The 25,655-nt window shown below is 62.2% G+C and carries 26 protein-coding genes and 1 tRNA gene; 9 read left to right on the top strand and 18 right to left on the bottom strand.

The genetic code is table 11. From position 1 onward, the window contains the following. Positions 1–16: 16 nt before the first annotated feature. From HDG32_RS23215 to HDG32_RS23240, 6 genes are all read right to left on the bottom strand, one after another. Positions 17–1,222, bottom strand: coding sequence for an acyl-CoA dehydrogenase family protein (locus HDG32_RS23215; protein WP_184070990.1), 1,206 nt, complete (start codon positions 1,220–1,222; stop codon positions 17–19). 31 nt (positions 1,223–1,253) lie between these two features. Next, positions 1,254–1,991: an acetoacetate decarboxylase gene (locus tag HDG32_RS23220; RefSeq protein ID WP_184070992.1), complete on the bottom strand. Its 738-nt coding sequence runs from the start codon at positions 1,989–1,991 to the stop codon at positions 1,254–1,256. Positions 1,992–2,072: 81 nt separating this feature from the next. Continuing rightward, a complete protein-coding gene (locus HDG32_RS23225) occupies positions 2,073–3,302 on the bottom strand; it encodes a CaiB/BaiF CoA-transferase family protein (RefSeq protein ID WP_184070994.1) in 1,230 nt (409 codons plus the stop codon). A 91-nt stretch (positions 3,303–3,393) separates the two neighbouring features. Next, positions 3,394–4,197, bottom strand: a complete 804-nt coding sequence (locus tag HDG32_RS23230) for an enoyl-CoA hydratase-related protein (RefSeq protein WP_184070996.1) — start codon at positions 4,195–4,197, stop codon at positions 3,394–3,396. A gap of 580 nt (positions 4,198–4,777) precedes the next feature. Continuing rightward, positions 4,778–5,452 carry a response regulator transcription factor gene (locus HDG32_RS23235; RefSeq protein ID WP_184071142.1) on the bottom strand — a complete coding sequence of 225 codons (675 nt, stop codon included), beginning with the start codon at positions 5,450–5,452 and terminating at the stop codon, positions 4,778–4,780. 250 nt (positions 5,453–5,702) lie between these two features. After that, positions 5,703–7,655, bottom strand: coding sequence for an ATP-binding protein (locus HDG32_RS23240; RefSeq protein ID WP_184071006.1), 1,953 nt, complete (start codon positions 7,653–7,655; stop codon positions 5,703–5,705). A gap of 684 nt (positions 7,656–8,339) precedes the next feature. Between HDG32_RS23240 and HDG32_RS23245 the strand changes: the two genes are divergently transcribed. Then, positions 8,340–9,323 carry a helix-turn-helix domain-containing protein gene (locus tag HDG32_RS23245; RefSeq protein WP_184071008.1) on the top strand — a complete coding sequence of 328 codons (984 nt, stop codon included), beginning with the start codon at positions 8,340–8,342 and terminating at the stop codon, positions 9,321–9,323. A gap of 14 nt (positions 9,324–9,337) precedes the next feature. Here HDG32_RS23245 and HDG32_RS23250 read toward each other — a convergent pair whose 3' ends face one another. The 10 genes from HDG32_RS23250 to HDG32_RS23290 form a co-directional block, all read right to left on the bottom strand. After that, the gene (locus HDG32_RS23250; protein WP_184071009.1) at positions 9,338–10,135 is read right to left on the bottom strand and encodes a c-type cytochrome; all 798 of its coding nucleotides are present in this window, start codon (positions 10,133–10,135) and stop codon (positions 9,338–9,340) included. Further along, a complete protein-coding gene (locus tag HDG32_RS23255) occupies positions 10,132–11,754 on the bottom strand; it encodes a cbb3-type cytochrome c oxidase subunit I (RefSeq protein ID WP_184071011.1) in 1,623 nt (540 codons plus the stop codon). Before HDG32_RS23255 ends, HDG32_RS23250 begins: the two co-directional genes overlap by 4 nt. Beyond that, positions 11,744–12,313: a cytochrome C oxidase subunit II gene (locus HDG32_RS23260; RefSeq protein WP_184071013.1), complete on the bottom strand. Its 570-nt coding sequence runs from the start codon at positions 12,311–12,313 to the stop codon at positions 11,744–11,746. Before HDG32_RS23260 ends, HDG32_RS23255 begins: the two co-directional genes overlap by 11 nt. Positions 12,314–12,342: 29 nt before the next feature. Then, the gene (locus HDG32_RS23265) at positions 12,343–12,534 is read right to left on the bottom strand and encodes a hypothetical protein (protein WP_184071015.1); all 192 of its coding nucleotides are present in this window, start codon (positions 12,532–12,534) and stop codon (positions 12,343–12,345) included. A 7-nt stretch (positions 12,535–12,541) separates the two neighbouring features. Continuing rightward, complete coding sequence (locus tag HDG32_RS23270; protein WP_184071017.1) at positions 12,542–13,825, bottom strand: cytochrome c; 1,284 nt, start codon at positions 13,823–13,825, stop codon at positions 12,542–12,544. A 13-nt stretch (positions 13,826–13,838) separates the two neighbouring features. Then, entirely contained in the window at positions 13,839–14,507 is a 669-nt protein-coding gene (locus HDG32_RS23275; RefSeq protein WP_184071144.1) for a c-type cytochrome, read from the bottom strand. A gap of 370 nt (positions 14,508–14,877) precedes the next feature. Next, on the bottom strand, positions 14,878–15,249 hold the full coding sequence (locus HDG32_RS23280) for a response regulator transcription factor (protein ID WP_184071019.1): 372 nt from the start codon (positions 15,247–15,249) through the stop codon (positions 14,878–14,880). A 265-nt stretch (positions 15,250–15,514) separates the two neighbouring features. Then, on the bottom strand, positions 15,515–15,643 hold the full coding sequence (locus tag HDG32_RS36625) for a hypothetical protein (RefSeq protein WP_260336567.1): 129 nt from the start codon (positions 15,641–15,643) through the stop codon (positions 15,515–15,517). Positions 15,644–15,716: 73 nt separating this feature from the next. Continuing rightward, positions 15,717–16,205 carry a hypothetical protein gene (locus HDG32_RS23285; RefSeq protein ID WP_184071021.1) on the bottom strand — a complete coding sequence of 163 codons (489 nt, stop codon included), beginning with the start codon at positions 16,203–16,205 and terminating at the stop codon, positions 15,717–15,719. 412 nt (positions 16,206–16,617) lie between these two features. Then, positions 16,618–16,702: transfer RNA gene (locus HDG32_RS23290), tRNA-Leu, on the bottom strand. Between the two features lie 144 nt (positions 16,703–16,846). On the opposite strand from HDG32_RS23290, the gene HDG32_RS23295 reads away from it, so the two are divergent. The 8 genes from HDG32_RS23295 (at position 16,847) to HDG32_RS23330 (ending at position 24,639) form a co-directional block, all read left to right on the top strand. Then, positions 16,847–17,941, top strand: a complete 1,095-nt coding sequence (locus HDG32_RS23295) for a LacI family DNA-binding transcriptional regulator (protein ID WP_184071023.1) — start codon at positions 16,847–16,849, stop codon at positions 17,939–17,941. Positions 17,942–18,025: 84 nt separating this feature from the next. Next, the gene (locus HDG32_RS23300; RefSeq protein WP_184071025.1) at positions 18,026–19,108 is read left to right on the top strand and encodes an ABC transporter substrate-binding protein; all 1,083 of its coding nucleotides are present in this window, start codon (positions 18,026–18,028) and stop codon (positions 19,106–19,108) included. Continuing rightward, positions 19,105–19,929: an ABC transporter permease gene (locus tag HDG32_RS23305; RefSeq protein ID WP_184071027.1), complete on the top strand. Its 825-nt coding sequence runs from the start codon at positions 19,105–19,107 to the stop codon at positions 19,927–19,929. Before HDG32_RS23300 ends, HDG32_RS23305 begins: the two co-directional genes overlap by 4 nt. 50 nt (positions 19,930–19,979) lie before the next feature. After that, entirely contained in the window at positions 19,980–20,894 is a 915-nt protein-coding gene (locus HDG32_RS23310; protein ID WP_184071028.1) for an ABC transporter permease, read from the top strand. After that, on the top strand, positions 20,891–21,937 hold the full coding sequence (locus tag HDG32_RS23315; protein ID WP_184071030.1) for an ABC transporter ATP-binding protein: 1,047 nt from the start codon (positions 20,891–20,893) through the stop codon (positions 21,935–21,937). Before HDG32_RS23310 ends, HDG32_RS23315 begins: the two co-directional genes overlap by 4 nt. A gap of 57 nt (positions 21,938–21,994) precedes the next feature. Next, positions 21,995–22,819, top strand: a complete 825-nt coding sequence (locus tag HDG32_RS23320) for a phosphodiesterase (protein ID WP_184071032.1) — start codon at positions 21,995–21,997, stop codon at positions 22,817–22,819. Between the two features lie 141 nt (positions 22,820–22,960). After that, entirely contained in the window at positions 22,961–24,160 is a 1,200-nt protein-coding gene (locus HDG32_RS23325) for an MFS transporter (protein WP_184022067.1), read from the top strand. A 113-nt stretch (positions 24,161–24,273) separates the two neighbouring features. Further along, positions 24,274–24,639, top strand: a complete 366-nt coding sequence (locus HDG32_RS23330; protein ID WP_260336576.1) for a DUF1493 family protein — start codon at positions 24,274–24,276, stop codon at positions 24,637–24,639. Here HDG32_RS23330 and HDG32_RS23335 read toward each other — a convergent pair. Further along, entirely contained in the window at positions 24,561–24,992 is a 432-nt protein-coding gene (locus HDG32_RS23335; RefSeq protein ID WP_184071034.1) for a response regulator, read from the bottom strand. The genes HDG32_RS23330 and HDG32_RS23335 overlap by 79 nt on opposite strands. A gap of 20 nt (positions 24,993–25,012) precedes the next feature. Continuing rightward, positions 25,013–25,645, bottom strand: a complete 633-nt coding sequence (locus HDG32_RS23340) for a response regulator transcription factor (protein WP_184022064.1) — start codon at positions 25,643–25,645, stop codon at positions 25,013–25,015. Between the last annotated feature and the right edge of the window lie 10 nt (positions 25,646–25,655).

Consider the following 25,655-nt stretch of genomic DNA (forward strand, 5'->3'; position numbering starts at 1 on the left):
ATGAACTCCGGTAATTTTAAACAAACGCACTGAAACCGGTGACCGCCTTGCCGACGATCAGCGAATTCATCTCGCGCGAGCCTTCATAGGAGTACAGCGCTTCCGAATCGGCAAAGAAGCGGGCTACGTTGTAGTCAAGCACAATGCCGTTGCCGCCCAAAATCTCACGAGCCGACGCCACCGTTTCGCGCATGCGCACCGTGCAGAAGGCCTTGGCAAGCGATGCATGCTGGTCCTTGAGCTTGTCCTGGTCCTGCAACTGCGCCAGCCGCACGACCAGGCACTGCGACGCGGTGATATTTCCCAGCATCTTCGCGAGGTGATCCTGGATCATCTGGAAAGACGCAATCGGTCTGCCGAACTGCTCGCGCGTCTGCGCATACTTCAGCGCATGTTCGTACGCGCCCATGCTGCAGCCGACCGCCTCCCACGCAACGTACTGCCGGGTCAAGCGGAGCACGCGCGCGGTGTCGCGGAACGACAGATCGCCTTGCAGGCGGTTTTCTTCGGGCACGCGGCAGTTATCCATCGTGATGACGCCGTTCTGCACCACACGCAGCGCAACCTTGCGCTCGATCTTCTCGACGGAAAATCCCGGCGTGGTCTTGTTCTCGACGATAAAACCCTTCACCTGATTGTCGGCGACGTCCCGCGCCCAGATAATCGAGACGTCGCACCACGGCGAATTGCCGATCCAGCGCTTCTGGCCGTTGAGGACCCATGTATCGCCTTCGCGTTTGGCCGTCGTCAGCAGGCCCCCGCCGGCACCGGAACCGACGAGCGGCTCGGTCAACCCGAAGCAGCCGATCTTCTCCATCCGCGCCATCGGTGGCAGCCACTTCTGTTTCTGCTCTTCCGATCCGCCCAGGTAGATCGAGCCCATCGCGAGGCCGCTGTGCACACCGTAGAACGTCGCGATCGATGCATCGACCCGCGCGATTTCCATTGCGATGAAGCCGTCGAGCAAGGTGCTGCCTCCCGGGCAGTCGTAGCCCTTGAAGCCGATTCCGGCAATGTTCAGCTCGCGGATACCGGGAATCAGATCGAACGGAAACCGGTCCTCAGCCCAGTACAGGTTGATGACCGGGGCGACGCTCGTTTCCATGAAATGGCGCACCTTCTTGAGGATGGCCTGCTCTTCCTCGCTCAGAATGTCGTGGATCTGATAGAAGTCGCTGTCGGGTGCAGGCAGCGACGGTTGGGAAGTCTTCGTCTCGGGCATGGCGATCTCGCACAGTGGGTCTGGACAACGTCTACGCAAGGTAGTTGTAGACGACCTCGGCATTCCCGAGAGACAGATCCGTCAGGATATGGACAGCTGACAGCACCTCGAGAACGGGAAGCTTCGCGACGGGTGCAAAGCAGTGTGGGTGCAGTTCCAGGGATGCGGGTCCCGACCAGGCGCCCTTCACTGTCAGATCGTCGACGTGGTATTTGACGATCTCGCAGACCCGCGCGGTGCCGTTCACATTCGGCAGGATCTTCAGCAAAAAGCCTGGCGCTTCGAGCGACTTCCTGACGCCGACGAGATCGAGCTCGGCGTATTTGTAGGCCATCGTCGCGGTGGCGATGCGTACGCCGTTATAGTCGAGCGTGCCGACCAGGGCGTCCTTGCGCACCTCGAGCTTCGGTTGCGCCAACACCTTCGGAAAACCCAGCAATTCGCGGCCGGAGGCAATGCCCGCTTCGCTGTCGAGATACATCGCGTGCGTGAACCCGCCCGCCACGCCGTTGAACGTCACGGGAATGACCTGGCCGGATTCGGTGTACGAGCCGAGTCCGCTCGAGTCGGGCATGTTGATGAATTCGTATTTGACAATCGGCTCGGTCGGCTTCAGCGGCGCCGGCACCACGCGGGCAAGCGCCTCCGGATCGGTGCGATAGGTGATGATCACGAATTCGCGGTTGACGAACCGGAACGGACCCTTAGGATAGGCGGGACTCGTCAACGGCATGGTATAGGCGCTCGAGCGTACTTCGTCTTCAGTCATGTGCATCTCCGTGTGTGCTGCAGCGCGACGTATGCGAAGCCGGGCGGTGGGGTGCCTGGTCCGGCGCCTGGATGCGCTACCTCATGATTTGTCTTCAAAGCGGGCGACGGCGCCGCCATCGTTCAGCCGCGCAATGTCGGCGTCGTCGAATCCCAGTTCCTTCAGGATTACCGCGCCGTGTTCGCCGAGCCGGGGCGCGACGGAGGGTTCGACCTTCGGTGCACCATGGATCTGAATGGGGCTGCTGACGGTACGGGCACCTGCTCTTCCGGCAACTTCGAGCGGCACGACGATACCGTTGGCCGACAGTTGAGGATCGTTGATGATCTCTTGCGCGATCTGCACGACGCCGAAAATCACGCGGCCCGCGCTCAGCACTTCCTTCCAGTGGGAAAGCGGTTGACTCGCAAAGATCGGATCAAGAATCTCAACAAGCTGTGCAGCATTGGCCGTGCGCTTGTCGTCGGTGAAACGCGGATCTTCGAGTAGCTCTGGCCTGCCGATCGTCTTCACGAATCCGGGCCAGTCCTTGCGCTGCGCAGCAACAAGGAGAATCCAGCGATTGTCCGACGTCTGGTACGGATTGAGCAGCGCATTGGGTGGAGACTTACGGTTATGTTGCGCGAAGAAATGGCCGCCATTGAGGCCGCCTTCGACCCACGCTGCCGCCGCCCAGATACCGTTTGCGATCAGTGAAGTCGAGACGTGGCTGCCCTTGCCCGTCGTCGCGCGCACATAAAGCGCTGTGACGATCGCCGCATAGAGCGTTGTCGCAGTCGCGTGGTCGCCGATGCCGGGTATCGGAAGCGTCGGCGGGCTTCCGGCATCATGCGTCACTTCCATCAGGCCCGAGCGTGCCCAATAGGCGGTCACGTCGAACCCTGGTGTATCGGCCTCCGGCCCCTCGGAGCCGTACCCTGTAATATCCGCGTAGATCATCTTCTCGTTCAGCGGCGCGAGATCTTCATAAGTGACGCCCAGAGAGGCCTTCACGCGAGGAGGAAAATTGACGACGACGACATCGGCCCAGCGCACAAGGCGCTGCATCACTTCTTTCGCGCGGGGAGACTTCAGATCGATGGCAATGCTGCGCTTGTTGCGGTTCGTCAGTTGCCACGCGTAGTTGACGTCGCTGGTTGGATTCGGCGGCATCGCCGAAAAAAAGCGATAGACGTCACCCGTACCGGGGGGTTCCACCTTGATGACGTCGGCGCCAAAATCGGCAAGGATCGTCGCCGCGGCCGGGCCCGCAATATAGCTTGCCAGATCGAGTACTTTCAGATCCGAGAAGATGTGGTTGCCGGTAGTCATCTGGTCATCTCCATGAATTAGGACTAACCTGGTCGCGTGGGTTACGCGCTGTATTTAAAACAGTAACGACGGTCGTATGGACAGTCGCTATTCATCGGCCGGTGAACTTTGGTGGCCGCTTTTCGAGGAATGCTTTAGTGCCTTCCGTCTTGTCTTCAGTGGATGCGCACAGCGCAAACAAGGCTCCTTCAAGGGCGAGTCCCTCAAACAGCGAGCCGTCGAGTCCGCGATTGACGGCCGCCATGGCGTAGCGCACCGCGAGGGGTGCATTCACGGCGATCTGCGCGAGAATTTCTTCTGCACGCGCGAGAAGCTTCGACGGCTCGACGATTTCGTTAACAAGGCCGATACGAAGCGCTTCTTCGGCGGTGATCATCTCGCCGGTGAGAATGAGCTGCAGCGCGATTCCCTTGCCGACAAGGCGCGCAAGACGCTGTGTTCCGCCAAAGCCCGGAATGAGGCCGAGTTTGATTTCGGGTTGCCCGAATTTCGCAGTTGATGTTGCGAGTCGGATCGTGCAGGCCAATGCGGTCTCACATCCGCCGCCAAGCGCAAGACCGTTGACCGCTGCAATGACCGGCTTGCCGAGGCTTTCGACGAGACTGAGCAAGGCCTGCCCGTCACGTGTGTGCTGCTCGGCCTCGACGGGTGTCGCGCTCGCAAGTTCGCCGATATCCGCTCCCGCAATGAATGCGCGATCACCTGCGCCAGTGACGATGACACCGCTGACCTGAGAATCATCCCGAGCGGCTTCGAACGCTGTCCTCAACTCGCTGATGGCTCGCTGGTTCAATGCATTGAGAACCTTGGGGCGATTCAGCGTGACGTAGGCGACAGCACCTTTCTTTTCAAAGACGATCGTTTCAAACGATTCCGGGGTAAGTGACTCAACCATGGATCTCAACACTCCGCATGAACGTTAAAAATGATCTACGATACTTTTGCGATCGCCAGAATTCCAAGTCCGTAGTTGCGCGCAATCCTTCTTTTCGCTTTTTCTCGGTTCCAGTGCCCGCTATCTCGCACACGTGGCGCGTGAGCCTCCCGCCGACCACCGGGGTTTTTTTGCGATGCGCGGTCAAGTCCATGAGATTAGTTTAGAAATGCGCCTCGCACAAAACCATGCTACGAACGGCTAGTCTTACTAACGAATTGGCATTGGATTCTCATACATTTGTATATCTTGACCATGAACAATGTAGTGGTCTAATACCTTGTACGGTTTTCTGTTGCGCTGGTTGCACTCGCAGTGTGCTGCGTTGTTGGTCTTTCGCTGCAGGCTCAGCGGTCCTATGAGCGCCTTGTAAGCGCACAGTGGGACGCGCGCGACTGTGTCGTAGAGACGTGCCATTCCAGCGAGGGTACCGATGACTTACCTGAACGGCGGCATGCGGAACGACTCGCGCCAGCGCGCGCACACCGCAGCAACCATGCAGACGACGCGCGAAACATTGCAACTTCTGGGCCCCACGCTGTCAACCCGATCTTTCCGAATGCGGCTTAACGCCAAGCGCTTCTGCCTTTCTGACGAGATCCGCTACCGAGCGCGCGGCCATTTTTTTCATCGCTTGTCCACGATGAATCTTTACCGTAATTTCGCTGAGTTTCATTTCCGCGGCAATCTGCTTATTCAGCAGGCCGGCCACGACGAATTCCATGACCTGTTTTTCTCGTCGCGTCAATGAATCATGGGAAATGCGGAGGGCGGCAATTGACTGTTCGGCCAGAAGCCGCTCGCGGTCACGTGTCAACGCATGAGTGACAGCATCCAGCATGTCCTGGTCGCGAAAAGGTTTGGCGAAAAAATCGAGAGCACCTGCTTTCATGGCCTTGACCGACATTGAAATGTCACCGTACCCGGTCATGAAAACGATCGGCATGCGAAGCGCGCTCTTTGCAACCTCCTCCTGAAATGCAAGACCGCTCTCGCCCCGCAGCCTGACATCGAGAATCAGGCAACTAGGTGCGTCATACCTCGGAAATGCCAGAAATTCCGGAGAAGATGCGAACGTTTCAACGTGTAGCCCGACAGAACGCAGCAGGGTGCCTAGCGCGAGTCTCATCGCTTCTTCGTCGTCGACAATGTACACCACCGATCGCGCGCCTTCGCTAGTGTCTTTGACCGAACTCAAATCTTGTCCCGAACTCATCAACGTCTCCCTATCGGCACAATGCGCGGCAAGGTTCTGCATACCGATACCGTTCTGATACCTTCATGCCGCAATGAACGCTTCTCGCTCAATCCGTTTTCTTTTGGATACGGCAAGATCCGCTGGTGCATCCTGTCGGGCTCCGGAAGAAGACGATCTAATGTCAAATCGGTCTGCTCGTCGTTGCTTGACGTATGTTCTCGACAACAGTGTCGACCGAAAGTGAATCACTAGAGATGCTGCAGCGCACCTATTGGGGTGCACGTTTGGTTAACTCCCGGAAGTCGATTTGTCCTCGTGCGTTATCCGGACGACCGATAATCGCAGGCAGGCCGAGTTGGAAGGTCGCGCCGTGGCCTGGCTTGCTGGACACCCACATCCGTCCTCCGTGAGCTTCGGCAATCGATTGGCAGATTGACAATCCCATGCCGAGACCGTTGGGTTTCGTCGTGAAGAAAGCATCGAATAGTCGTTCTGCATTCTCCGGATCAATTCCCGACCCTGAGTCCTGAACCGCGACGACCAGGTTTCCATCCTCATCCATGCGTGACTCAATGAGCAGCTCACGGGGCCGACCATGAATGCCGTCCATGGACTGAATGCCGTTCATCATAAGATTTATGATCACCTGCTGAAGCTGAACCCGGTCGCCCAGCAACGGGGGCAGCCCATAGGCAAGTTTGAGGCAGAGCGATACCTTGTGATTAAAAACTTCACGCTGAGTCAGGCAGACGACGTCATTGATCACGTCGTTGAGGTCCAGTAGCGTTTTCTGAGGAGAATCCTTCTTGGCCAGCGTGCGGATATGATGAACAATTTTGCTCGCGCGCCGGCCTTCGCCAATCATGCGCGTGATGCAGGACTGCACCTCCGCCAGTTCCGGGCTCGGGTGCCCCAGCCATCGCAGACAGGCCTCGCCGTTTGTGACAATCGCGGCGAGCGGCTGGCTGACTTCGTGGGCGATCGATGCGCTCAGTTCTCCCAGTGTCGTCACGCGCGTAACACGCGCGAGTTCTGTCTGTGCCTCATGCAACTTTTGCGCTGCAAGCTTCGTCGCGGTCACATCCATTATTGCGCCCACAAACCGCCGCTTGCCGGGTTCATCGGTCACCACATGGGCGACGACGTGGAGATGCTTGACGGAGCTGTCCGGCATCAGCAGACGATACTCACAATCAAATTGCTGTTCGCCGCTCGTCGCCTTATCGATCACTTGCCTGAAGAGGGCAACATCGTCGGGATGCACGCGTTCGAGCGTTAACTCGACCGTGGGGATGATGTCCGGGTCGTATCCAAAGATCCTGAAGCTTTGCTCGGACCAGAAAATCTCTCCGCTCGCTGGGTTCCAGCCGAAACTGCCGGTGAGGCTCAATTGCTGGGCTTCAGCCAGGTAGGCCGCCTGACTTCGGCGCAGCGCGTCTTCGGCGCGCTTGCGCAGCGTAATGTCATTGTTGGTTTCGAGAACCGAGATGGGGTGTCCGTTCGCACTGTGCTGCAATGACCAACGGCTAGCTACCACGACTTGCGAACCGTCCCGTTTGGCATGAACGAGTTCACCTTCCCAGCGCCCCATCTTCAGCAACGTGTTCATGATGTCGTCAATAGAGACGGGAAAGCGGGTTTGCAGGAGTTGGTGGGAAGTCCTGCCGAGTGCCTCACCCTTTTCCCATCCATAAAGCTCCTCCGCGCCGCGATTCCAATAGGTGATCACGGCGTTCATGTCGCGAACGAAGAAAGAGTCGTGGGACAGATCGAGGAGGCGGGCCTGCTCGCGTGCTGCTTTCCCGAGCCAACGTACGCGTCTCACAAGTGTGGTGATGGCGAGTGACGTGGTTAGAAAAGCAATCAGCGCTGCAACATCGCGTAACTCAGCGACCCGAAAGCCGAAGATCGGCTGCGTAAAGAAAAAAGCAAGGCAGCCAACAGCGGTTATCGAGAAAACTGCAGAGGTAATGAAGCTGTCCATTAACGACAGCAACACAATGACAATCAGATAGACAAATCCCGTTGTGCCAAGGCGAGCCTGAAGGTGGAAGCAGACCCCGGTCGCAGTCGCCATGGCAAAGCCACCGGCTAACCAAAGCCAGGCCAGATAACGTAATCGGGCAATCTGGTCGACCGAGGTATCTGATCGAAACAGCCGACGCTTTGGAAGGCAACGGAGCCGCTCCGACTGCTCGACCAATTCCGCGAAGAAATTCATGGGGTATCGTGATGTCAACCGGGGTGAACTAATCTCTGTTGATAGCTTGAGCCGTTGTGCCCGTGGGTCGTGAGTCATCCACCGATGGAGGAGCCGCCACCCCAAAGAGGTGACGGTAGGTTGTCCCGCTTTGTTTTCTGGCAGATCAATGCGAGGCCCAGCGTTCTGAGCGAAGCACAAACGTTTCGGCTAGCTTTCGCTTTTCTGCTGTGCTTCGCTTCGGCATCGTGAGTGGACGCAGTTGCAACGTTTCCATCATCAATATAGGGGGTACGCAACGCCCGACAGCGGCGCCGCGGCGGTCTGTACGACTAACGCACCGTCCCACAACGATTCGTTAAATGTGAAGGACGCCGGCTTTGCTTGCCCGATTCGCCGTCTATGAACCTTGCAGCCACAAGTTTAGATGTGGCCTCGCGCGCCAGATTGACTGATCGTGCCATTCATGCCCGAAATATGGTCTGTAAGTGCCACAGAAGACCATTGCCGGCCTTCGGTGATGTACGCCTTTCCTCGGATCAAATCGTCCCCGCGCCGGAACGCTCAGCGAAGGGCATCCAACACGGGCCGAGGATTCGCAAAGGTTCGCACCTTATGTTCGGATCACGACGCTGCTCAGGAAACCTGATTGACCAGGCGATCTCAGCGTCCTAATCTTTGCTTAATCACCATAAGAGGAAGAATATGTGGAGCGTCGAGCCACCTTCGATTGCGCGGTTGTCGACGCAAGATGTGCCACCAGTGCAGCGGCTTGACTACTGGGCCGACGTTCTCGCCTCTGCCCTCGTGCCGATGGCGATCGGTTGCCACTCGCCACGCCAGTTCGAGTCGAACCTCGTGAGCACCCCGCTCGGTATGGTTACGGTAACAGCCCAATGTGGATCAGCACACGATGCCCTGACCACGCCACGTGAGATTGCGCGGAGCCGGGGTCGTTCGTTTCACCTCGTGATGAGCCGTAACCACCCGTGGACGACGACGCACCGCGGGCAGGCGCGGATTCTGCCTGGCGAGTTGGTACTTTTTGATTCGCAGCTTGAGTTCGAGATGAATTGTCCGGACACGTACGACTTCCTGAATTTGACGCTCCCGCCAGAATGGCTGGCCACGTGGGGCTCGAACGTGGAGGGACTAACAGGTCGGAGAATTTCAGCAGACTCGGGATGGGGGCGAGTGCTGTCAAGCTATGTGAGCCAGCTCTCGCCTGAGTTCACCCTTCACGCGCCGCTGGCTGAATCCGTTCTCGCCGATCAACTCGGTGCATTGCTTGCGCTTACGGCCCACGAGCTTTCGGGCGAATCGTTCAAGACATCGCCTACGGAGCGATCCCTGCTTGAACGGATTCACGAGTGCATCATGCAGCGTCGTACTGAGTCGCAGTTGACTGCAAGCGACATTGCAGCAGCGTTAAATGTGTCGCCTCGCACTTTGCACCGGGTTCTGGCAAGCAGCGGCGAGACGTTCGGTCAACTGTTGCTGAAAGCCAGGACAGAAGCGGCCGTGCGTATGCTCCAGTCACGGGCATTTGATCACGTAACAACCGCTGAGATCGGCCGACGCGCCGGATTCTCGGATGCGTCGCATTTCGTGCGCGTGATTCGCCAGAGGACCGGCCGCACTCCCCGGCAGCTTCGGCAAGGCCGAAAAGTCAACGAAGGCGCAGGCTAGCGCACGCGGCTTCATCACCGCGTCAGGTTTGCGTAGTAAGAAGCGGCAGCGGCGATCTCATCCGGCGTCATATTGCGCGCAATGTTGCGCATCTGCTCCGAGATATCGTTATGCCGCTCGCCCGACGCGAACGCCTGCAGCTGCGCCTGCGTATAGGCCGCCGGCAAGCCGTCGAGCCAGGGGCTGCCCGCCTTGTTGTCGATCCCGCCATGGCACGTCGCGCACGCCGGAATATTGCGCAGCGGCGCGCCATGCAGGACGATCCCGGGGGCGCCCGCCGCATCGAGGCCCTGCGCCAGCCTCGGTCGCGGCAGCGACGCGTAGTAGGCGGCCAGATCGCGCATGTCCTGGTCGCTCAGGTTCGCCGCCATCGGCGCCATCACGGCGTTCACACGTGCGCCGCTCTGGAAGTCCTGCAACTGCTTGTAGACCATGATCGCATACTGCCCCGCCAGATTCGGCGAGTTCGCCCCGCTCATGCCGCGCTCGCCGTGGCACATCGTGCAGCGCAGCGATAGAGTGGCGCCCCGTCCGATCGATAGCCGCGTCGCCCCCGCGAGCAATTGAGGCGTCACTTCCACCTTGCTCAACCGCACGTGCGGCGCCACCGGCGCCTCGTTGGCCAGCCAATGCTGCGGCACCCCCGCCGCGCTACAGATCGCATTCCAGAGACCCTGGAACTGCGCATCGCGCTGCACCGACGGCAGCCATACGAAGCCCACCGCCACGCCGAACACGAACACCGCGGCCGTGGCGGTGACGCTCGTCTTGAACCAGCGATTGCTCCACGAGAACAGGCGTTCTTCGCTCATCGCCGGGCTCCAATCGGAATTACCGGGACGGTGTCGCCTCTTGCCATCAACTGCGCGATCGGATAGCCGTAGTTGAGCACCGTCAGCGCAACCATCAGCGTGAGCCACAGCGCGAAGCCGTTGAGCGCCACCGGCACCGTACGCGGCTCGTGCACCGCGGTACTGAAGCGGTATTCCTCGGGCTCGGCGGCTTCGCTGCGATGCCCTTGAATCAGAACCACGAAGAACACGATCGCCGAGAGCACGAGGATGAAGCCGCCGATCGCCGACATCACCACCCAGATCGCCTGCGCCGCGATCTCCGGGTCGGTGTAGTCGTAGTACGCCATGCGGCGCGGCATGCCCAGAATGCCGACCCAGTGCCACGGGAACGTCAGCACGATCATGCCGATGAACCACAGCCACAGCTGCAGGCGCATGAGCCTCCAGTTCGTCATCGCGCGGCCCGTGATCTGCGGCCACAAGTCGTAGGCGATCGCGAAGTACATGATGACGATCGCGCCAGCGTAGATCAGGTGGAAGTGCCCGGTAATCCACTGCGTGTTGTGGATCGTCAAGTCGAGCTGGTAGCTCATGTTGATGAGGCCACCCGCGCCGCCGAAGCCCAGCATCACAAACGAGAGCGCGAGCGCTAGCATCTGCGGGTTGTCCCACGGCAGCGCGCGAAGCCAGCCGAACGCGCCCTTGCCGCCGCGCAGGCGCGCGGCAATCTCCACCGATGCACAGATCGTGAACACCGTCAGAAGCGTGGGCACCGCCACCAGCGCCGTGAACACCGACTGCAGGAACTTGAAGCCCGAGCCCACTTGCGGATCGGCGAACAGGTGGTGAATGCCAATCGGCATCGCCACCACGAGAAACAGGATGAACGCAATGCGCCCCATCATATCGCTGTAGAGCCGCCCGCCGATCGCGCGCGGCACGATCGTGTAGAACGCGATATAGGCCGGCATCAGCCAGAAATAGACAATCGCGTGAAGCGTCCACGAGAAGAACACGCGCGCGAGGCCCGCATCGATCGTCGTCTTCCAGCCGAAGGCGACCGGCAGGATCTGGAAGATGATTTCGAGCGCCGCGCCCACGGCGGTCCACCCCCACAGATAAGCACCCGCCACGGTCGCGAACATCGGCAGCGGCACCGGCGTGCCGGGGTTGTCGCGCTTCCACGCCGCGAGGTTCACCGACATCAGCGCCACCCATATCCACGAGCCCACCACCACCAGCACCACGCCGAGGTAATAGAACACGCTGCCGATCATCGGCGGATAGAACGTGTAGAGCACCGAGGCCAGCCCGAGCGCGACCGTGATCGAGGCCATGACCGCGCCCGCCGCCACCAGCACGAACCCGAGCCACGCCCAGCGCACACCGATGAGCGTGCGCTTGAGAGAAAGCTCGGTGACCGCATAGCCGAAGCCCATCGCCACGAGCGTCGGGAACACGTAGCCCATGACAGTGCCGTGCTCGGTCACCGAGCGGTAGTAGATTTCGGAGTCCTGCAGCCACGCGTGCAGCGGGCTGCGCACATACATCTGCCACGCGCCGAGCAAGAGCGCTGCGCCGAAGACGCCGAACGCCAGCCAGAAATGCGAGAGCACGAGTCGCTTGTTATTTAACACAGCTGAGTCTCCGCGAATTGGCGGCCATTTGCATGAACCTGGCCTTGTCGATGACCTTCACATGCGCCCACATCCCCTGGTGGCCCGTGCCGCAATATTCGTGGCACGGCATCAGGTGATCGCCCGGCTCCGGGAAAGTGGTGCTGAAAGTGGAGATATAGCCGGGCTCAACCATCGAGTTGATGTTGGTATGGGTGACGAGAAAGCCGTGCACGACGTCGGCGCTCGTCGCGCGAAAAGTAATCGGTGTTTCAGCGGGAACCAGTAGGCACTGCGGCGTGAACGAGTACTGCTGCGCGATGATGCGCACGGTGACTGAGCCGTCGGACTCGAGAGCGCTGCCGAGATTGCTCTCGATAAATTCGCCTGCGATGTTCAGCGTTTCAGGCCGGATCGTCTCGACGCGCGAGGGCGGCATCGCCGCCCAGTGCAGTCCGGTGAAGATCACCACTGCGACGGTGCTCGCGATGAGCAGCACCGCGAGTGCTGCCCAGCGGCGCTCGATGCGCGCGGCGACTTCAGCGGCGGTGTGCGGGTCGGGAATAGTAGGGTTCGACATGGCGCCATCTGGTTCGATGAGTGATTCGCTTATTGGATGACGCCGCGCGGCAGGAACACCAGGAAGTAGAACACGTACCACATGCCTATCACGATGGCCGTCGCGACGCCGGCCACCGCGATCGCGCCGCGCGGGCCGCTGCCGACAATCTGGTCGACGCGGTCTGCTTCGTCGCCGGAGGCGGTGCTACCGTCGCCTGGAGGAAGGGGGGATTGGATCATCACTGCCTCAAAAGAGCGGTGCCGGGCGCAACTCGTTGACTTCCTTCACGGTCACGGGTGTGCCGTGATTGCCCCATGCCGTGCGGATGTAGGTCACCACGGCGGCCACTTCTTCGTCCGACAGGGTCTGGGCGAACGGCGGCATGCCGTACGGCATTGGATTCTTGCTGGTGCCCGGCGCATAGCCGCCGTTCAGGACCATGCGGATCGGATTGACCGACGAGCTCATCTGGATCGACTGGTTTTCGGCGAGCGGCGGGAAGTTCGGCAACTTGCCCTGCCCCTGCGCAGCGTGGCAGATCGCGCACTGGGCGTCGTAGATTTTCTTGCCGAGCGGCGTCAGACGATTCTCTTCCTCGGTCATCGCGGCGCCGGGCGGGTTCTGCTGCGCTTCGCCGGAGCGCGCCGGCAACGCCTTGAGGTAGACCGCAACCGCGCGCACGTCGTCTTCGGAAAGGTACTGGAAGCTGTCATAGACGACTTCGGCCATCGGCCCGTACACCGCACCGCGCCGCGACACACCCGAGTGCAGCAGGTCGACGATGTCGTCGATGCTCCAGTCGCCAAGGCCGGCTTCCTTGTTCGAGGTCAGCGACGGCGCATACCAGTTCTGCATGGGAATCAGGCCGCCTTCGAACTGCTTCGAGGGGGAGTTGCCGCCCAGCGCGTTGATCGCCGTATGGCACATTGTGCAGTGGCCAAGCCCTTCGACAAGATAGGCGCCACGATTCCATTCGACCGACTGCGTCGGGTCCGGCTGATACTCGCCCTCGTGCATATACAGCGCGCGCCAGCCGCGCAGCAACTGGCGCTGGTTGAACGGGAAGCGCAGTTCGTGCGGACGGTTCGGCTGATGGATCGGCGGCACCGATTGCAGATACGCGTAGATTGCATCCGAGTCGGCCCGCGTGATCTTCGTATAGGACGCGAACGGCATGGCCGGATACAGCAGCGAGCCGTCGCGCGACTTGCCGGTATGCATCATCCGGTAAAACTCGTCGGCACTCCACTTGCCGATGCCGTCGACCTTGTCCGACGAGATATTGGGCGTATAGAGCGCGCCGAACGGCGTGTCCATCGGCCGGCCACCGCCGAACAGCTTGCCAGCGGGCTGGGTGTGGCAGGCGATGCAATCGCCGGCGCGGGCCAGATATTCGCCGCGCGCGACGATGTCCGCGCGGCTGTCTACCGGCGTGCCGGCCTGCGCGACGGAAACGCCCGACAGCGCTGCGGCGCAAAGCAGCAATCCGGCAAGTGCGGTGACGGCGGTGGGCTTTCGGAAACTGGGCACTTCGCAGCCTCGGCTAGTGAGAAACGCTGCCGCAAGCAAGCGGCATCTTCAAGGTGCCCGCAGCGGCGGGCTGCGGATCGGCAGGCGCGGGCTGCGCGGCGAGCCACGCCGCGATCGCAGTGATGTCGCTGTCGCTCAAATGCGTCGCAATCGTGTGCATGCAGTCCGGCGCCACGGTGCGGCGCGTGCCATAGCGGAACGCGCCCAGTTGCGCGCTGATGTAGTCGGCGTGCAACCCCAGCAGCCCTGGAATCGCCGGCTCCATGCCGGTCAGCGCCGCGCCGTGACAGCTGGCGCAGGCGGACACGCCGCGCGCGCGGTCGCCGTCGCTCACGAGCGCCTTGCCGAGCGCGAGCGTCTGCGCGCCGACGCTCGCGGTGGCAGGCACGGGATAAGGCGGACGCTCGGCGGCGAAGTAGTCCGCGATCTGGCGCAGATAGGCGTCGGGCAAATAGGCCAGCAGATAATTCATCGGCGGGTACTTGCGGCGGCCATCGCGAAACGCCAGCAACTGGTTGTACAGATAGCCGGCCGGCTTACCGGCAAGGCGCGGGAAATAGTCATTGTCAGTGCCTTCACCGTGCGCGCCGTGACAGGCCGCGCAGCCCATGACGCGAGCCTGCATGGTGTCGGGCGCCGCCTCGGCGTTGGGGCTCGAGACGTGCGTCGGTTCAGCGGACATCGCGCACACCGAATACAGCGCGACGATGGACAATGCGATGCGATTCGTCACCAGTTTCCTCGTACGGATTGCCTTGGCTGAAGCGAAGTTGACCTTCGCCGTGTTTGCCTGACCGCCTTTCTTCTAGCGCCGCCCCACCACCCTCGTGCGTCTGCGCGCTGCCACAAAATCAACTTAGGTTTTCAAGAAAACAAAGCCCGTTCTACGAACGGTTGGCATACACCTGCATAGCTACGGCAAACTCATACTTGTCCCGAGTGACCCGACAGTCTAAAACCGACGACCCAGCACTCTTCATACGCGACAAGCGCTACGGCAACGAGCACGAAGTACTCCATTTCCAGCGCCCCACTTGCGAGCATCGCACCGCCTACGGCTGGCCCAGCGCGACATTGAGCCAATGCGCCATGGCAGCGGCGCCAACCGGCTTCTCGAGCAAAACCAGTGCGCCGTTCGCCTGGATTTCCGCCTGCAGCGAAGCGGTCGGAAACGCAGTGATGAAAATGATCGGCGGCGCAGCTCCTAGTCCGAGAAGGTGAGTGTGCATGGCAACCCCCGACATGCCGGGCATCCGCACATCTGAAATCAGGCACGACGTGTCGCCGACGTGGCCAGACCGCAGGAATTCCTCCGCCGACGCAAAGGTGCGCACACTCCAGCCCAGGGAACGCACGAGGCTAGAAGTCGCCAGACGAACCGCCTCATCGTCATCGACTATCGTAACTATCTGGGAGGTATCCAAACGGAGGACCCCGGTCTTTCGGGAAATGGGACACAAAAGCGCGATCAATTACGAGCACGTCCATTACAGCAAGCGTAGTTCGGAGCAAACCAAACGAGAATCATACGAACGTATAGCGCATCGAACATGTGATGGCTACCCGAAAAGATGGGCACGCTCACTGATCGACAGGTATGGTCGATTCATACTTTCGTGTGGGTGCTCGAACCGGTCACCTAAACACTACGCAACAATCGGGCACCGGATCTCATCGTCATGTCATTCGCTATTGAATGCAGACTCGGCTCAGATCGACGGTCCTTCGATAGATGTTCTTGTTCAGCCATGGCACGAACGTGTACTCGTCGTATGCGTTGCTGCCGATAAAAATCCAGTTATGCAGAGCGTTCAACATGACGGCATCCTCGAATCAACCCATCCCAGTGTGACTAACTGCGCACGCGCTAACTACGTCGCGACATGCACCACTAAAAACGGCGTTCAAATACTTCCTCGGTGTGCGGTCCTTCCGATGGCGTTGCGCGAAGGTATTCCGCGCAAGCGCAAACAACCATCGCGGTTTTTCCTACGCATTCGACCAATGAGATGAACACGATCAAAGTTGACTCTTTGAACTCCAATGGCAACATCGGTGCGATGGCTATCACGCTCGTGCCGCAGAGGAAGACGAAGATTGCCCGGGCGAAGCGGACATCCACGACAGCCGCAAAACCTTCCACGATAACGATCAGTCTTGCCACAACGGCAGCAGGCAGCATGGCATCATTGTTTCCCATGCCGAACTCCGATGGCACTTCGATCAACGAATACCAGCAGACAAAAATAATCAGGGGCGTGGCGGTCGTTTCCGAAGCCAATCGCGGCATGTCCGAGGCGAACGGACTCGATACGCGCTTTGAAGAAATGTGGTCGCCATTGACGTTGGCCCACTCACATCCTATGTCTTGCTCGATCATCAGTCGTCTCCTTCTGAAGTCGTTTGACCTTCCCGAAAGACGGTTCATGGAAATTGAACCGAGCAACCGTACCGGCCATGCAATCATGGTTAGGCAAACAGGACCGGCAAAGCTATTCTACGAACGGTTGAGATAGTCCCCGCATAGGTGTTGGGAACTCATACGTGGGTATATCCCATGTGCTGCGAGAGGCAGTGGATGGCAGCCGATGCCCGCAGTCGGAATAAGGACTCGCGCGACGTTCAAAGGAGGAATGGACGGGCGATGCCAATTCTCGATAAACATGACGAAACGGTATGCCGCATCATGAACATATGATGCATTTCCTCGGAATACGCCGGAAACAAAAAACCCGCCATGCTTGCGCTATAGCGGGTTTCAAGGTTTCTTCGGAACTACAGGGACCACTAGATGGTGCCGGGGACCGGACTTGAACCGGCAAGCCCGAAGGCGGCGGATTTTAAGTCCGCTATGTTTACCAATTTCATCACCCCGGCAAAGGTGGCAATCGCGCGTGGTCGCGAATTCTACCATCGCCTCGCGGCAGCCCCAAAAAAGCGCCCGACACCCGCATTCATCCCAAAGTCACAAACGTTGCCGATAATCCGCTCACGAAAACGATTACAGCGGGCCGAAAACCGATGACGCCGACGATCAAGGATGTCGCCGCCCACGCGGGCTTTTCCATCGCCACGGTATCGCGCGCGATCAACGCGCCGCACACCGTGAACCCCGTCACGCTCGACAAGGTACGTCAGTCGATCGACGCGCTGAACTTCCGCCCGAGCCCGCTCGGCCGGCAATTGCGCGGCGAGCGCACGCGCCTCGTCGGTGTCGTTCTGCCGACGCTCGCGAACCCGGTGTTCGCCGAATGCCTGCAAGGCATCGACGATCTCGCGTCAGCGCAAGGCTATCGGCTGATGCTGATGACCACGCAGTACGACGTGGACCGTGAACGTCACGCAATCGAAACGCTGCGCGAGCATCGCGTCGAAGGACTGATCCTGACCGTCGCCGATGCCGACACCCATCCGCTGCTCGACGAACTCGACCGCGACGGCCTGCTATACGTGCTGATGCACAACGACACGGTGCGCCGCCCGTCGGTGTCGGTCGACAATCGCCTCGCCGCCTACGACGGCGTGCGCCGGCTCATCGCGCACGGCCATCGCCGCATCCTGATGCTGGCCGGCTCGTTCGCGGCCTCGGATCGCGCGCGTCAGCGGCATCTCGGCTACACGCAGGCGATGCAGCAGGCCGGCCTCACGGCCGCGCCCGCGCTCGAAGTCGATTTCAACGCCGACGAACTCGCGCCGTCCGTGCTCGCGCACCTGACGCACGGCGCAAACCGTCCGACCGCCCTCTTCTGCAGCAACGATCTGCTCGCGATGGTCGTGATGCGCGGCCTGCGCCGCGCGCGTCTGAGGATTCCGCAGGACATGTCGATTCTCGGCTTCGACGGCCTCGCAATGGGCGAACTGCTGTCGCCGGCGCTCGCGAGCATCTGCGCGCCGAATCGCGAAATCGGCTGTGCGGCGTGGCAGCGCCTGCTCGCACGCATCGGCGGCGCGCGCGACGAGCGCGCGTTCTGCGCAACCTCGCGCGCGTTGACGCTGCCGCATAGCTTGCGCGAAGGCGCGACGATCGCGGCGCTCGGCTCGCACGCGAATCTCGACGGAGCGTCGCCGACCCACGTCCCGAGCGCTGCGGCCGCCACCGAAAAGCCGCTCGCATAAGAAGCCCAATGAAGGCACGCGCATGCGCGCGCCCTAGCTGTCATCCCCAACCCTCGCAACCCATCCGACACAGGGAGACCCGCAGTGCCCCGCTCAACCTCACGCTTCGCATCCTCGCTCATACCGCTGTGGCAGAAACTCTCGCGCGCCGCCGCGACCGCACTGCCGGCGAGCCTGCTCGTCGCCGGCGCGGCGCTCGTCGCGCTCGCGCCGCAAGCCGCGCGCGCCGACGAAACCGCGATCTGCTACAACTGCCCGCCCGAATGGGCCGACTGGGCGAGCCAGATCAAGGCGATCCAGCAAAAGACCGGCATTCGCGTGCCGTTCGACAACAAGAACTCAGGACAATCGATCGCGCAGCTGATGGCCGAGCAGAAAAGTCCGGTCGCCGACGTCGTGTATCTCGGCGTCTCGTCGGCGTTCCAGGCCAAGGACAAGGGCTTGATCCGGCCGTACAAGCCCGCGCACTGGGACGACATTCCCGCCGGCCTGAAAGACCCGCAAGGCTACTGGTTCACGATCCACTCGGGCACGCTCGGCTTCTTCGTCAACAAGGACGCGCTCGAAGGCAAGCCGGTGCCGCGCTCGTGGGCCGATCTGCTGAAGCCCGAATACAAAGGCATGATCGGTTATCTCGATCCGTCGAGCGCATTCGTCGGCTATGCGGGCGCGGTCGCGGTGAACCAGGCGCTCGGCGGCACGCTCGACAACTTCGAGCCGGGTCTCGACTGGTTCAGAAAGCTCAAGGCGAACGCGCCGATCGTGCCGAAGCAAACCGCGTACGCGCGCGTGCTGTCCGGCGAAATTCCGATCCTGCTCGACTACGACTTCGACGCGTACCGCGCGAAGTACAAGGATCACGCGAACGTCGAGTTCGTGATTCCGAAGGAAGGCACGATCTCGGTGCCGTACGTGATGAGCCTCGTGAAAGGCGCGCCGCACGAAGCGAACGGCAAGAAGGTGCTCGATTTCGTACTGTCCGACGAAGGCCAGAAGCTGTGGGCGCAGGCGTATCTGCGGCCGGTGCGCGCGAGCGCGATGAGCGCCGAGACGGCTGCGCAGTTCCTGCCCGCGAGCGAATACGCGCGCGCGAAGCCGGTCGACTTCGCGAAGATGGCCGACAAGCAGTCGAGCTTCGGCGAGCGCTATCTGCAGGTGATGCATTGAACGAAGTCACGTTCCCGCTGCGCTGGCGCATCGCGTTGCTCGCGCCCGCGCTCGCGGTCTTCATCGCGTTCTGGCTGCTGCCGATGGTCGCGCTCGCGCAGCTCTCCGGCGGCGGCCATGCGTTCGCGACGTATCGCGCAATGCTGACGAATGCGCGTTACATGTCGAGCCTTGGCGCGACCGTCGTGCTGGCGGCGGCGGTCACGGCGGCCACGCTGGTGCTGTCGGTGATCGCGGGGCTGCTGCTCGCGCGTCGAGAGTTCGCCGGCAAGCGCCCGCTGCTCGCGCTGCTGACGTTTCCGCTCGCGTTTCCGGGTGTCGTCGTGGGCTTCATGGTGATCATGCTGGCGGGACGTCAAGGGTTGATCGGCGCGCTGTCGCTGAAACTCGCGGGCGATCGCTGGGTGTTCGCGTATTCGATGAGCGGCCTGTTTCTGGGCTATCTGTACTTCTCGATTCCGCGCGTGATCGTCACCGTGATGGCTTCGGCGACCAAGCTCGATGCATCGCTCGAAGAGGCCGCGCGCTCGCTCGGCGCATCGCCGTGGCGCATCATGCGCGACATCGTGTTGCCGGCGCTGTCGCCCGGACTGATCGCGGCGGGCGCCGTGTGCTTCGCGACCGCGATGGGCGCGTTCGGCACGGCGTTCACGCTCGCCACCGACATCGACGTGCTGCCGATGACCATCTATACCGCGTTCACGCTGAACGCGAACATGGTGACGGCCGCGGGCCTGTCGATCGTGCTGGGCATCGTCACGTGGGCAGTGCTGGCGATCGCGCGCAGCGCGAGCGGTTCGGGCGTGGCGGCGAGCGCGTGAACGGCGCGTCGCCGGAGCCGCGCGTTCGCGAACGCAACGACTACCTACCTATGAACTCAATCACCGCCCCTTCGCCGTCTTCGCAACCGGCAGCGGGACCGCGCGCGCGACGCGCGTGGCCTGCCACGCGAACATGGCTCGCCGCGGGTCAATGGTTCGTCACACTACTGCTGTGCGCGTTCCTGATCGTGCCGGTCGTCATGTCGATCGTCGCCGGGCTGACGGTCAACTACTTCAAGGGCGTGTCGAGCGGACTCACGCTGCGCTGGCTCGTCGAAGTGTGGACCCAGTATCACGACTCGGTGTGGCTGTCGCTCGAAGTGGCCGCGGCGACGCTCGTCGTCACGCTGCTGACCGGCGTGCCCGCGGGCTATGTGCTCGCGCGCAGCAAGACGCGCTTCGCACGCATCGTCGAAGAGTTTCTGGTGCTGCCGATCGCGCTGCCCGGCCTCGCATCGGCACTCGCGCTGCTGGTGATCTACGGCGGCTTCACGGCGTTTCGGATGAGCGCGGCGTTCATCGTCGTCGGGCATGTGGTGTTCACGCTGCCGTTCATGGTGCGCGCGGTCGCGGCGGTCTGCGCGAGCAGCGATCTGCGCACGCTCGAAGAAGGCGCGGCGAGCCTCGGCGCAAGCTTCTTCACGCGCTTCGTCACGATCGTGCTGCCGAACGCGCGGCCAGGCATCGTCGCGGGCGCGCTCGCGGTGCTCACGCTGTCGATCGGCGAATTCAACCTCACGTGGATGCTGCACACGCCCGACACGAAGACGCTGCCGGTCGGCCTCGCCGACACCTACGCGTCGATGCGCATCGAGATCGGCAGCGCGTACACGATCCTGTTCTTCATCATGACGATGCCGCTGCTCGTCGCGATGCAATGGCTCGGCGTCGATGCGACCGGCCAGCGCAGCGCGTCGAAGAAGCGCGGCGCCGCCTCTTCCGCGAAGCCCATCGACACACCATGAAACTGACCTCGGTTCCCATCACGCTCACGCAGTGCGCCAAAACGTTTCGCGGCACGCGCGTGCTCGAACCGCTCGACCTGACGATCGGCGCGGGCGAAACCCTCGTGCTGCTCGGACCGTCGGGCTGCGGCAAGACGACGACGCTGCGCCTGATCGCGGGCCTGGAAACACCTGACGCGGGCGGCCGCATCGCATTCGGCGACGACGACGTGACCACGCTGCCGATCGAAAAACGCGCGGTCGGCATGGTGTTCCAGAGCTACGCGCTGTTTCCGAACCTGACCGTGCGCGGCAACATCGGCTACGGTCTGAAGATCAAACGCGTGCCGGCCGCAGTCGCGCGACAACGCGTCGACGAACTGCTCGGCATGATGCGGCTCATCGCGCACGCCGACAAACCGATCGATCAACTGTCGGGCGGCCAGCGTCAACGTGTGGCGCTCGCGCGCGCACTCGCGGTGCAGCCGCGCGTGCTGCTGCTCGACGAACCGCTGACTGCGCTCGACGCGCGTCTGCGCGACGCATTGCGCAGCGAGATGAACGCGCTGTTGCGCGAACTCGGCATCACGACCGTCTACGTGACGCACGATCAGGCCGAAGCGATGGAGCTCGGCGATCGCATCGTCGTGATGAGCGCGGGACGCATCGAGCAGATCGGTTCGCCGCGCGACATCTACTATCGTCCGGCCAATCGCACGGTCGCGCAGTTCGTCGGCACGATCAACCGTGTCGCGGGCGAGCCGCGCGACGGCATGCTCGCGACGAGCGGCGGCGCCGTGCCGTTGCCCGCGCATGCGTCGAACGCGCGCGGCGCGCACGAAATCTTCTTTCGCCCCGAGGATGCCCGGCTCACCGACCCCGCGCTCGCGCAGCTGCGCGGCCAGATCGAAAGCACCGCGTTCCTCGGCGAACGCACGCGTCTGACGATTGGCGGTGCCGCGCCCGAGCCGCTCTTCGTCGACGTCGCGGGCCGCATCGAGCTTGCGCGCGGCACGCCGGTCGGCATCTCGATCGAACCGGACGCACTGATTGCGCTATCGTAGGTAAAAACAGCGCCGCATCCTGGCGCCCGACACGAAGCAACCCGAAGGACCTCTGTCATGCTGCTGGCTCAAATTAGCGACCTGCATATCAAGCAACCCGGCGCACTCGCGTATCGCCGCGTCGATACCGCCCCCTACCTCGCGCGCTGCGTCGACGCGCTCAACGCGCTCACCCCGCGCCCCGACGCGGTGCTGATCACCGGCGACCTCGTCGATCAGGGCGACCCCCAGCAGTACGCACGCCTGAAAACACTGCTCGCGCCGCTCGCGATCCCCTACTTCCTGATGGTCGGCAATCACGACGAACGCAACGCGCTGCGCGCGGCGTTTCCCGAGCGCGAGGAATTGCTGAGCGGCGGCGAGTTCGTGCAGTACGCGCTCGACGTCGGCCCGCTGCGCGTGATCGCGCTCGATTCGCTGGTGCCCGGTTCGAGCGCCGGCATGCTGTGCGACACGCGGCTCGCGTGGCTCGAGCGGCAGCTCGATGCGGCGCGCGGCAAGCCGGTCGTGGTCGCGCTGCATCACCCGCCGTTCGCGTGCGGCATCGGGCATATGGACGAGATCCGGCTCGACCGGGCGGCGTCGCACAAGCTCGCGGCGTTGATCGCTCAGCATCCCAACGTCGAGCGCGTGCTCTGCGGGCACGTGCATCGGTCGATGTTCGTGCGCTTCGGCGGCACGATCGCGAGCGCGATTCCAGCGCCCGCGCACCAGGTGGCGCTCGATTTTCGCGAGGACGGACCGTCGGCGTTCGTGATGGAGCCGCCCGCGTATGCGCTCCATTACTACGATCCGGCGACGGGCATCGTCACGCATCATGCGTATGTCGACGCGGCCGACGGCCCGTATCCGTTCTACGACGCTGGCGCGTTGATCGACTGAACCACCGGACACACTTCGCAACCGCCTGACACCGGATGCGCGGGCGAGCCTCGCGCGGCCGTCAGCACGAACCCCGCCGCTCCGGTATGATCGGCACGCTTGAGGACCGCGCATGGGCCGGTCCGTCGATCCGCCCCTGTCATGTCCACTTCCGACGCTTCCACTTCCGCTTCCTCCGCCCGGTCGCTGCGCGGCGTGTTGCTGCTGCTCGCGACGATCGCCGGTGTCTCGGTCGCAAACATCTATTTCAACCAGCCGCTGCTCGATAACTTCCGCCAGTCGTTTCCGGGCAGCGCGTCATGGGTCGGCGCGGTGCCGGCCGTCACGCAGCTCGGCTACGCCGCCGGCATGCTGTTGCTCGCGCCGCTCGGCGATCGCTTCGACCGGCGTCTGCTGATCCTGCTGCAGATCGCCGGCATGTGCGTCGCGCTCGTGATTGCGGCGTCGGCACCGACGCTCGCGGTGCTGATCGTCACGAGTCTCGCGATCGGCGTGCTCGCGACGATCGCGCAACAGGCGGTGCCGTTCGCGGCCGAACTCGCGCCGCCGTCCGAGCGCGGCCACGCGGTCGGCACCGTGATGAGCGGCCTGCTGCTCGGCATCCTGCTCGCCCGGACCGCGGCGGGCATCGTCGCCGAATACTTCGGCTGGCGCGCGGTGTTTGGCGCATCCGTCGTCGCGCTGCTCGCACTCGCGGTCGTCATCATTTTGCGTTTGCCGAAGAGTCAGCCGACCTCGACGTTGCCGTACGGCAAGCTGCTCGTGTCGATGTGGCACCTGGTCACCGAGCATCGCGCGCTGCGCGAGGCATCGCTGACCGGTGCGGCGTTGTTCGGCGCGTTCAGCATTTTCTGGTCGGTGCTCGCGCTGCTGCTCGCGGGCGCGCCGTTTCATCTCGGGCCGCAGGCGGCAGGGCTGTTCGGTATCGTCGGCGCGGCCGGCGCGCTGGCCGCGCCGCTCGCCGGCAAGTTCGCCGACCGGCGTGGACCGCGCGCGATCATCACCGTGTCGCTCGTGCTGGTCGTGATCGCGTTCGTGATCTTCGGTGCGTCGGCGAAGAGCATCGCGGGACTCGTGGTCGGCGTGATCATTCTCGACATCGGCGTGCAGGCCGCGCAGATTTCGAATCAGTCGCGCATCTACGCCTTGAAGCCCGATGCGCGCAGCCGCGTGAATACCGTGTACATGGTCGCGTATTTCATCGGCGGGGCGCTGGGCTCGGGTGTCGGCGCGATCGTGTGGCCGGTGTTCGGGTGGGTCGGCGTGACGATCGCGGGGATCGCGTTTGCCGGGCTCGGCGCGTGGAATCATTTGCGGTTGCCGGCGCGGGCTGGGCATTGATATCAGCCGGAGGATCGTCTGTAATGAATGACACATGGCTCGATCTCGCTCGGTTCATCCGCGAAATGCGCACTCCCGCCGGGCTGCCTCTCGACGACAAGCTGACCCGTGACATGGATCTGTATCACGATCTGGATTGGGAGCCGGCGAAAATCGTCGAGGTGATGCAGGCATGGGCTGACCGCTTCCACGTGGACCTGCGCGATTTCGACGTCGCTTACCACGTTCCATCCGCCAACATGCGAAAGCGCGACATCGTCGTGGCCGCGTTGAAGTCCCCGTTCAGTGCCAGCGCGCGAGAATTGCTCGGCGGACGTTCGCTTACCCTTGGGATGCTCGAAGAAGCGATGAAGCGCGGAGCGTGGAAACAGGACAAGAAACGCCAACTACGGTCGAGTCGTTACACCGCGCCACCCCGCCCCAACGCATACTCATGCAGCGCATCGAGCACGCGATCGAACTCGAACGATTTGTCGTAAAAGTGCCGCACGCCATACTGCTCGCAGCGCTCGCGGTACGCGGGCAACGCGTGATTGGTCAGCACCGCCGCGAACATCGAATCGATCAGCCCCTCGCGCTGCAGATACGCGAGCACCGGCACGCCCGAGCCCAGCTTCAGCTGCAAATCGACGATCACCGCGTCGAACGCTTCGTCGCCGAGCAGCGCAATCGCCTGATCGGCGGAATCGGCATAAGCGGCCACGCGCAGCAGGCCCGACGCATCGATCGCCTCCACGAGGCTGCGGCGGATCAGCGGCGAATCCTCGATCAGCAGCACGCGCAACGGCGCGCGGCTGGCTGACTCGGTAGCGGGGTTCGGTTCGCTGTTCATCGGGATATCTCGATCGTCCGTCATTCGATCAGGCCATTCTTGATCGCGTAATACGTGAGGTCCGCGTTGTTCGCGAGACGCATCTTCTCGAGCACCCGCGCGCGATACGTGCTCACCGTTTTGACCGACAGATGCAGCTCTTCGGCAATCTCGGTCGGCAACTGGCCGGCCGCGAGCTTGCAGAAGATCTGGAATTCGCGCTCCGACAGTGCTTCATGCGGACGCCCGGCGGCAGGCTTGTCGAGATTGTCGGCAAGCGTATCGGCGACCGCCTCCGACAGATAGCGATGCCCGCGCGCGACCGAGCGGATCGCGCGCACGATTTCTTCCGGCTCGCAGTCCTTGTTCAGATAGCCGTTCGCGCCCGCGCGCAGCAGATTGATCGCGTACTGGCTCTCGGGATAGCCCGATAGAATCAGCACGCCCTGCTCGGGACGCACCTGCTTGATCACACGCAACGTATCGATGCCGTTCTTGTCCGGCATCGCGATGTCGAGCAGCACGACGTCGAATGCCTGCTCGCGCACGAGGCAGATCGCTTCCTCGCCGGTGGCGGCCTCGGCGGCGACGCACATGTCCGGCTCGTCGGCGACGAACTGTCTGAAACCACCTCGAACGATCGCATGATCGTCAGCTATCAGCACTCGAATCATCGGTTGGGTT

The sequence above is a fragment of the Paraburkholderia sp. CI2 genome (genome assembly GCF_014201055.1).
Lineage (GTDB): Bacteria > Pseudomonadota > Gammaproteobacteria > Burkholderiales > Burkholderiaceae > Paraburkholderia > Paraburkholderia tuberum.

Bases quoted from the DNA above. Each gene is read 5' to 3' on its own strand.
- HDG32_RS23215 (WP_184070990.1), bottom strand. From the start codon at position 1,222: ATGCCCGAGACGAAGACTTCCCAACCGTCGCTGCCTGCACCCGACAGC.
- HDG32_RS23220 (WP_184070992.1), bottom strand. From the start codon at position 1,991: ATGACTGAAGACGAAGTACGCTCGAGCGCCTATACCATGCCGTTGACG.
- HDG32_RS23225 (WP_184070994.1), bottom strand. From the start codon at position 3,302: ATGACTACCGGCAACCACATCTTCTCGGATCTGAAAGTACTCGATCTG.
- HDG32_RS23230 (WP_184070996.1), bottom strand. From the start codon at position 4,197: ATGGTTGAGTCACTTACCCCGGAATCGTTTGAAACGATCGTCTTTGAA.
- HDG32_RS23235 (WP_184071142.1), bottom strand. From the start codon at position 5,452: ATGAGTTCGGGACAAGATTTGAGTTCGGTCAAAGACACTAGCGAAGGC.
- HDG32_RS23240 (WP_184071006.1), bottom strand. From the start codon at position 7,655: ATGAATTTCTTCGCGGAATTGGTCGAGCAGTCGGAGCGGCTCCGTTGC.
- HDG32_RS23245 (WP_184071008.1), top strand. From the start codon at position 8,340: ATGTGGAGCGTCGAGCCACCTTCGATTGCGCGGTTGTCGACGCAAGAT.
- HDG32_RS23250 (WP_184071009.1), bottom strand. From the start codon at position 10,135: ATGAGCGAAGAACGCCTGTTCTCGTGGAGCAATCGCTGGTTCAAGACG.
- HDG32_RS23260 (WP_184071013.1), bottom strand. From the start codon at position 12,313: ATGTCGAACCCTACTATTCCCGACCCGCACACCGCCGCTGAAGTCGCC.
- HDG32_RS23265 (WP_184071015.1), bottom strand. From the start codon at position 12,534: ATGATCCAATCCCCCCTTCCTCCAGGCGACGGTAGCACCGCCTCCGGC.
- HDG32_RS23275 (WP_184071144.1), bottom strand. From the start codon at position 14,507: ATGTCCGCTGAACCGACGCACGTCTCGAGCCCCAACGCCGAGGCGGCG.
- HDG32_RS36625 (WP_260336567.1), bottom strand. From the start codon at position 15,643: ATGTTGAACGCTCTGCATAACTGGATTTTTATCGGCAGCAACGCATAC.
- HDG32_RS23285 (WP_184071021.1), bottom strand. From the start codon at position 16,205: ATGATCGAGCAAGACATAGGATGTGAGTGGGCCAACGTCAATGGCGAC.
- HDG32_RS23295 (WP_184071023.1), top strand. From the start codon at position 16,847: ATGACGCCGACGATCAAGGATGTCGCCGCCCACGCGGGCTTTTCCATC.
- HDG32_RS23310 (WP_184071028.1), top strand. From the start codon at position 19,980: ATGAACTCAATCACCGCCCCTTCGCCGTCTTCGCAACCGGCAGCGGGA.
- HDG32_RS23315 (WP_184071030.1), top strand. From the start codon at position 20,891: ATGAAACTGACCTCGGTTCCCATCACGCTCACGCAGTGCGCCAAAACG.
- HDG32_RS23320 (WP_184071032.1), top strand. From the start codon at position 21,995: ATGCTGCTGGCTCAAATTAGCGACCTGCATATCAAGCAACCCGGCGCA.
- HDG32_RS23325 (WP_184022067.1), top strand. From the start codon at position 22,961: ATGTCCACTTCCGACGCTTCCACTTCCGCTTCCTCCGCCCGGTCGCTG.
- HDG32_RS23330 (WP_260336576.1), top strand. From the start codon at position 24,274: ATGGATCTGTATCACGATCTGGATTGGGAGCCGGCGAAAATCGTCGAG.
- HDG32_RS23335 (WP_184071034.1), bottom strand. From the start codon at position 24,992: ATGAACAGCGAACCGAACCCCGCTACCGAGTCAGCCAGCCGCGCGCCG.
- HDG32_RS23340 (WP_184022064.1), bottom strand. From the start codon at position 25,645: ATGATTCGAGTGCTGATAGCTGACGATCATGCGATCGTTCGAGGTGGT.